The organism is Bradyrhizobium sp. LHD-71 (assembly GCF_031157255.1).
Classification (GTDB): Bacteria; Pseudomonadota; Alphaproteobacteria; order Rhizobiales; family Xanthobacteraceae; genus P52-10.
The window spans coordinates 176,027-183,287 of record NZ_JAVIFX010000014.1 but is presented as its reverse complement, the minus strand read 5'-3'; the positions used below and the strand labels follow the sequence as shown (position 1 = coordinate 183,287).

Annotated in this window: 8 protein-coding genes; 2 read left to right on the top strand and 6 right to left on the bottom strand. The window is 63.7% G+C overall.

Annotated features, from left to right (window positions below; genetic code table 11):
- Positions 1-68: 68 nt before the first annotated feature.
- From RCO31_RS17485 to RCO31_RS17475, 3 genes are all read right to left on the bottom strand, one after another.
- Positions 69-476, bottom strand: a complete 408-nt coding sequence (locus tag RCO31_RS17485) for a VOC family protein (protein ID WP_374991496.1) — start codon at positions 474-476, stop codon at positions 69-71.
- Between the two features lie 182 nt (positions 477-658).
- On the bottom strand, positions 659-907 hold the full coding sequence (locus RCO31_RS17480) for a hypothetical protein (RefSeq protein ID WP_308969702.1): 249 nt from the start codon (positions 905-907) through the stop codon (positions 659-661).
- Between the two features lie 218 nt (positions 908-1,125).
- Complete coding sequence (locus tag RCO31_RS17475; protein WP_308969701.1) at positions 1,126-1,836, bottom strand: SDR family oxidoreductase; 711 nt, start codon at positions 1,834-1,836, stop codon at positions 1,126-1,128.
- A 328-nt stretch (positions 1,837-2,164) separates the two neighbouring features.
- Here RCO31_RS17475 and RCO31_RS17470 point away from each other — a divergent pair, with 328 nt between their 5' ends.
- The gene (locus RCO31_RS17470) at positions 2,165-2,761 is read left to right on the top strand and encodes an HXXEE domain-containing protein (RefSeq protein ID WP_308969700.1); all 597 of its coding nucleotides are present in this window, start codon (positions 2,165-2,167) and stop codon (positions 2,759-2,761) included.
- Between the two features lie 94 nt (positions 2,762-2,855).
- On the opposite strand, the gene RCO31_RS17465 is transcribed toward RCO31_RS17470, so the two are convergent.
- From RCO31_RS17465 to RCO31_RS17455, 3 genes are all read right to left on the bottom strand, one after another.
- Entirely contained in the window at positions 2,856-3,080 is a 225-nt protein-coding gene (locus RCO31_RS17465; protein ID WP_308969699.1) for a hypothetical protein, read from the bottom strand.
- A gap of 152 nt (positions 3,081-3,232) precedes the next feature.
- Entirely contained in the window at positions 3,233-4,180 is a 948-nt protein-coding gene (locus tag RCO31_RS17460) for an AraC family transcriptional regulator (RefSeq protein WP_308969698.1), read from the bottom strand.
- 131 nt (positions 4,181-4,311) lie between these two features.
- On the bottom strand, positions 4,312-5,259 hold the full coding sequence (locus RCO31_RS17455; RefSeq protein ID WP_308969697.1) for an AraC family transcriptional regulator: 948 nt from the start codon (positions 5,257-5,259) through the stop codon (positions 4,312-4,314).
- Between the two features lie 735 nt (positions 5,260-5,994).
- Between RCO31_RS17455 and RCO31_RS17450 the strand changes: the two genes are divergently transcribed.
- The gene (locus RCO31_RS17450; protein ID WP_308969696.1) at positions 5,995-7,200 is read left to right on the top strand and encodes an NAD(P)/FAD-dependent oxidoreductase; all 1,206 of its coding nucleotides are present in this window, start codon (positions 5,995-5,997) and stop codon (positions 7,198-7,200) included.
- Positions 7,201-7,261: the final 61 nt, after the last annotated feature.

Here is a 7,261-nt window from a genome sequence, read left to right as displayed (position 1 = left end):
CGTTTATGGATCAGAAATTCGCACGATGGACTCGCGGCGACGATGGTGCGAATTTCTGATCCACGACACTAGATCTCGGCGAACACCTCCAGCAGATTTCCATCCGGATCACGGAAGAACAGCGTGCGGTGTCCGAAAGGCCGGTCGGTGGGCGGCGAGAGCACACTCGCGCCCTGCTGCGCGAGCTCGTCGGCGCACTGATCGACCTCCGCTGCGGAAACCTTGAAGGCAAGCTGAAGCGCGGCGCTGCCGGCGGGCGTCGGCGCATCTGCAGCCGTCAGGCTTGGCCTCGCCAGCGCCAGGGTGTTCTCGCCGATCCGGTACTCGATCCACCCGGGCGAAAGCTCCCGCAACAGCGGAAAGCGGAGGATGTCTTCATAGAAGCGGCGCATCGCCGCCATATCGCGCACGAAGATGACGGTGTAGTCGATCGCCCGAATGGCCTGAAAAGCCGAACCGGACTTCCGCTCGCTCACGACTGCCCTCATGGATAGCGCTGACCTGCGCCACTGTCGCATGGCGGGCACCGCGTCGACAACCGCTGGAAACGCCAATCATCGCTCGCGCGAGCCGCGAGGACGCAGAGCGAACACGGATCAAGTAAAACAGATGGGTGGCCCCTCCATCGGAGGCCGCACGCCTGATCCCTGCGCCGGGCTCAGCGATTGGTCTGGGGCGGTCCCGGATTCTGCGGCGCCTGGCCAACGGAGCCGGACGGTGCCGGTGCAGTCTGACTGGCAGTGGGCGCCGACGCTGAGCCTCCGCTCTCCGCTCCGCCGAACCAGCCGCCGTACCACATGGTCAGTGCGACCACCCCGAAGATGGCCAGCACTGAAACGATGACCCCGGTCGTCATCGCATTCCGCCGGTCGTCCTGGTCCTCGCGCAAGTCCTGATCGTCCTGCATGGCATCACTCCTTTGGAGGTCCCCGGTTCACGGGCTGCGCGTTGCCGCGACCGTGCCCCGGTTGATGTGCGCCGACGCATGAAACGTCGCCAGCAGCAACGGCTGCTCCTCCTGTCGAACCGACTCAGGAACCGCCGGGACCGCAGGATTGTTCCAGCCCTGACGTGGCCGGGCGAGCTTGAGAGCGCGACTTCGTCCGGTTTGCGACACGCCTTGCGCTATCCGAATGCGCAATCCGTCGGCATGACGACGAGATCGCGAACGCAGATCCGTTGCGGCAGGTGCCAGCAGTAGAAGATGATGTCTGCCAGCTCCGCCGCTTCGATGAAGGTCGGATTGCCGAGCAGCTTGCTGTACTCCTCGAACGAGATGCCCATCTCCTCGTGGATGTCCGTCTTCACGAGGCCCGGCGCCACGTTGACGACGCGGACATTGTGCGGCGCCTGGCTCTTGTGCAGCGTGAGCGACAGCGAGCGGACCGCGGCCTTGCAGGCGTGATACACCTCCCCGTCAGGTCCGGGTGTGCGATCGCCGATCGAGCTGATGTTGATGATCGTGCCGCGTTTGCGTTCGATCATGCCCGGGAGCACCAGGCGCACGCCGTACAGCACGCCCTTGAGCAGAACGTCGACCTCGTAGGACATCTCGCCGGCATCGCGCGCCTGCAGCGGCGCGACCTTCAAGAACCCTGCATTGTTCACGAGGCACTCGACCGGTCCGTACGCCTCCTCCGCGCGCTGAATGGCGAGGCTCATTGCCTTGTAATCGGCGACATCGGCAACGGCGTGCAGACAGTCGGGAAAATCGCCATCGGGAGCGGCATGGCGCGACACGAGCAGCAGCGCGTGGCCGGCTTGTGAGAACTTCGATGCGAGCGCGTGACCGATGCCGCGGGTTGCCCCGGTGATGACGACGAGCGGGCCTGGCATCGGTATCCTCCCGGTACGCTGCGATCCGATTCACGCACATCGGCGCCGCGTCGCAATCCCCAAGGATGGAATCCGAGGTCGCTCAGAGCGGTTTGGCCGGGGCAAGAGCCGAAAAACCACGGACCGTAATGCGGCGAGCGAAGGATTTGTTCCCCGGCAAAAAAGCGCCCGCCGGGCGGGGAGCGAGGCGGGCCAGTATGCACTTATTTAAGAAAGTCCATCGCATCGATGGTCACGTCGATAAAACGCGTTACCGATCGAACGGTTTCATAACCAATCGAAGCGAACAGATCATATGCAACAACGCCTGCCGCCCGGAGCTGTCGCAATGATCTCCCCCATCCGCACATGGCTGTTCGCCAACTGGATGTATGCCGGCCTCATCGCCGGCCTGTTTCTGCTGGCTCTGGTGCCGCTGCTCGCGGCGAACTGGAGCCTCGCGCTGCTTCTCATCTATCTGCACGGACCCGTCTACATGCTGCACCAGGTGGAGGAGCACGCAGGCGATCGATTTCGCCGCTTCGTCAACCAGCAGATCGGCCACGGGCGTGAGGCGCTGACGACCACAGCGGTCGTCTGGGTCAACATTGCGGGCGTGTGGGGCGTCAACCTCGCTGCGCTATACCTGGCGCGTTTTGTCGAGCTCGGCCTCGGGCTCATCGCTGTCTACCTCATGCTCGTCAACGCGCTGACGCACGTCGCCGCCTCCGCTCTTTTACGCCGCTACAACCCCGGCCTCGGCAGCGCCGTTGTCCTGTTCTTTCCGCTCACGATTTGGACCTTGTGGGTGCTGTCGCACGACCCGACCGTGAACGCACGCGATCACGTCATCGGGCTTGCAGTCGCGGTGCTTTTCCACGCCGCCCTCCTTGTGTACGTCCGCCGTCGGGCCACATCCACCGAAACGCCGCTCCCCAGCACTTAGCTCGCATCGACGTCACATATCTCATTTCGTCGTGATGACTTTAAGCTGAGCCCCTACCGTCATGCCCGCGAAAGTACCCCGCAACGTTGGCGATCTAGACTCTGGCGCTCTGGGATACTGAATCACCCGCCTTCGGCCAGCCACGACGAAAGAAGATCGGCTGCGCAGAATTGGCGCCCCCGTGCTGATACGGAAGGCGGGAGCTGTCGCTGGTCATGATCGAAATCGGCGGGTGCGCGCGCTGTGCGGATTGCGGCGCTTCTTCCGCCGCTGATGTGAAGCGGACCGCCAGAGAAAGTCCGTACACGACGGCGGTCATGAGGCGCCTTCGTGGCGCGATTGCCCGGGCGATGAAGTTCCTGCTGATCATCATCTGTCTCCGTCAGTTGGCATGGAGATGATGATCGTGGTCTAGCTGGTCACGCCGGCCGCTGCGCGAGCGCGATTGCGGCGGCTATCGAGCGATTGCGGCTAACGCATGCGCCTCCGCCAGTCGCTCGGAGTTTCGCCGGTCAGCTTCCTGAAGGCCGCAGCGAAGGCGGTCTGGGAGGCGTAGCCAAACGCCGCGGCGATCGCGGCGACCGAGTGGTCGGTGTCGCGCAGCAGCTTCATGGCCTTCTCGAGCCGGTGCTGTCGCAGCCAGGCATGCGGCGAAAGCCCGGTGCTCTCCTTGAAGGCGCGGCAGAAGTGGAAGCGCGATAAGCCGGCATCTGAAGCCAATGCGGCGAGGGAGACGTCCGTATCGTCGTTCGAATGCAGACGCTCGATCGCGCGGCGCAGCGCATTTGGCGAAAGGCCTCCCAGGCTCGGCTGAAACGCGGCAGGCGCGCCGGCATGCGCGGCCAGGAGGCGGGTGGCAAGAAGATCATTGAGCTGGTGCCTGAACAGCGCATCCAGCGTCGCGCTGCCTTCAATCGCATCCGATGCGCTCATGAGGAGACCGGATGTGACGGGATCGGGATGCCCCGTCCGCTCCAGCAGCTCCGCTGCCGATCTGCCGGCTTCGTCGGCTACGCGCTCGAGCGTCCTGCGGGGAAGGTAAAGCTGAACGACATTGACGGGCCCGCGAATGTCCCAGCGCGCGCTTGAGCCGGCCGGAATAATCGTTACCACCCCGGCGCGTGCCGTTCCAATCGCGACTGATTTTCCGTTGCGCCGCTCCAGCCGCTGCGCGCCGGTTGGATACGTCATGATAACGTGGTCCACCATGGGCTCGACGACATCATGCAGGGCGCCATGTCTCCAGTGAGCGATGGCTCCGCTGTCCGGATCTGAGGCCATTCTGACCGGCGCGGTCTTCAGCACGCGCGCCATTTCGAGATCGGCGGAACGGGGCTCACCGTTCGGCAGAGGGTGCTGAGTCGCCTCGGAAGACTGAGGCGGCTGCGAGATGTCACGCAGGATTGGCCCGCAACTCATGGTCAATGACTTCGTCCGTTCAGGGACACTTCAATTGGATTTGTTCGGCGCATTTGCGGCGCGGCGGTATGTCATTCGTCGCGGACATGTCGAATTTATGAATATGCGCCCCAGGACCCTGAACTCGCAAATCAACGCTTGCGCCGCCAGTCGCCAGGCGTTTGTCCGGTCAGCTTCCTGAACGCCGCGGCGAACGCCGTTTGCGAGGAATAGCCGAGCGCTGCGGCGATCGAGACGATCGACTCGTCAGTGTCGCGCAGCATGTTCATGGCCTGCTCAAGGCGATGCTGGCGCAACCAGGCATGAGGTGAGAGTCCCGTGCTTTGCTTGAAGGCACGACAGAAGTGGAAGTGCGACAGGCCGGCATCCGAAGCCAGCGCCGAGAGAGAGACGTCGGCGACGCTGTCCGCGCGCAAGCGTTCGATGGCACGGAGTAGAACCTTCGGCGACAGCCCACCCATGGCGGGCTGGATGGCGGGCGGCGAGCCAGTGTGCGCAGCCAGGAGCCGGGTGGCCAGGAGATCCGTCAGCTGCTGCCTGAAGAGCGCATCCAGGGCCTCGTTGCCATCCAGAACGTCCGCCGCGCTCACGAGCAGCCGGGAGGTAATGGGGTCAGGATAGGCTGTTCGCTCCAGAAGTTCGGCCGATGTGCCCGTGTCTGTTTCCCGGGCAACCCGCTCGATCGTTGTGCGAGGGAGGTAGAGCTGAACGACGTCGACGGGTTTCGGAATATCCCATCGGGAGCTTGATCCTTCCGGAATGATGATCACCACTCCAGGACGAAACGTGCCAATCGAGACAGACTTTCCTGACCGCCGCTCCATGCGCTGCACCGAGCCGTTGTAGGCCATGATGACGTGATGGGCCATCGGCGCGACGACGTCGTGCAATGGCTCATGCTTCCAGTGCGCTATCCCCGCACCGGAGGAATCCAAAGCCATGTGAAAAGGTGTGGTCCCAAGCACGCGTGCCATCTCCACATCGGGACGCCCCTCGGCATCCGGCACGTTGCTTTGCCGCGTCTCGGACGCGGTGGACGGAGTCTCCTGCAGCGGATCGCGCGTGGTCGACTTACTCATAGTTTATGCGACCTTTAAGTAGTTTATACGACGCTTCGGCCGCCACGATGGCGCCCCGCAAGCAAGCCGCATCGCTCTGGAGCTGACGGAGATATATTGGACATGTGCGCACGTCCACTATCCTTAAAGATAGTGTGATCCACACCTGCGGCCGTGATCCGCGGAAGGCACATGAGCGGCCGGGCCATCCTGGCAATTTTCAGCGACTTGGCGGCGCGCCGGCGTTAGCAGCAATCGCTCTACAAGGACCGCAATCGCTCTGGCGCAGCGGCAGACCTGATCATTTAGACCATCACCATGTCGAACGGACGGAGACAAATGATGGTCGGAAAGAACTTCGTCGGCCGGCTGGCAATCCCGTCACCACGAAGGGGCCTCGTGACCGCCCTGGTGTACGGACTTTCGCTGGTCGTCCGCTTCACCTCTGCGGCGGGAGAAGAGATGAAAATTTCGACGCCTCCCGCACAACTTGCGCATCTGAAGTTGTCAATCATGACCAGGGATAGCTCGCGCGATCCCTCTCACGAATGGGACCGCAGGTCTGCGCAGCCGATCGTTTCTCGCCAGAGCTGGCAGCCGAGCTGGTCACCGCCCGGCTGCATCGCTCCCTGAGAACCGGCGAGTTCATTTTACCAACTTGCGCTGTTGCTGCCCGCAACAAGGCTTGCCGCAATCCGGCAGCGGCGGTCGCAACGCGTCTGTACCCGAGAAGACCCAACAAGAGGAGAATATCACATGCGACTAGTCATTATCGGCGCCGGCTTCGCCGGCATGTATGCCGCCCTTTCCGCTGCGCGCTTGCGCGAAATCCACGGCGTCGACGCCGGCAGACTCGAGATCGCGCTGGTCTCGCCTGAACCGACGCTGGTGGTTCGCCCCCGGCTGTATGAGCCGCATCCCGAAACCCTCACCGCGCCACTCCTCGATGTGCTCAAGGCCGTCGACGTGACCTATGTGCAAGGCAGCGCCGAGACGGTCGACACCAAATCCCGCACCGTGCAGATCACGACCGGCAAAGGCGCGCGGAAGACGCTGTCTTACGACCGCCTGGTCGTGGCCACCGGCAGCCGGCTGTTTCGTCCGAACATTCCCGGTCTTGCCGAGCACAGCTTCAGCGTCGACCAGCTCGACGATGCGATTGCCCTCGACAAGCACCTGCATGGCCTCGCCAAGCGGCCCGCCGCCAACGGGCGCGACACGATTGTCGTTGCCGGCGGCGGTTTCACCGGCATCGAGGCGGCCACCGAAATGCCGGCGCGGCTTCGCGAGATCTTCGGCAAGGACGCCAAGACCCGCGTCATCATCGTCGACCGCAACAGCGCGATAGCGCCCGACATGGGCGCAGGTCCCCGCCCGATCATCGAGGATGCCATGCACAAGCTTGGCGTGGAAACGCGTCTCGGCGCCGGTGTGGCCTCGCTCGACAAAACCGGCGTCACGCTCTCGAATGGCGAGCACATCGAAACCGAGACGGTGATCTGGGCGGCGGGCATTCGCGCCGCGCCATTGACCACGCAGATTCCAGCCGAGCGCGACAATTTCGGCCGGCTGCTGGTCGACCGCGATCTGCGCGTCCCGGGCGTCGACGGCGTCTTCGCGACCGGCGACGCCGCTCGCGCCGCCTGCGATGATATCGGCAACTACTCGCTGATGTCGTGTCAGCACGCCACACGGATGGGCGCCTTCGCCGGCAACAACGCGGCTGCGGAGCTGCTCGGAGTTGCGACAAGACCCTACCACCAGAAGGCCTACGTGACCTGTCTCGACCTCGGCGATGCCGGCGCACTGTTCACGCGCGGCTGGGAGCGCAAGGTGGAGATGGTCGGCGACGTCGCGAAGAAGACCAAGCAGGAGATCAACACCGTGTGGATCTATCCGCCGAAGGCCGAGCGTGCCGCTGCCCTGGCATCGGCCGATCCCGAGCGTGTCACCGATCTCTGATCACCACACCAGCAACAAACCGTCCTTCGTCCGCGACAAGCGCGGTCACTCAGAATCAACC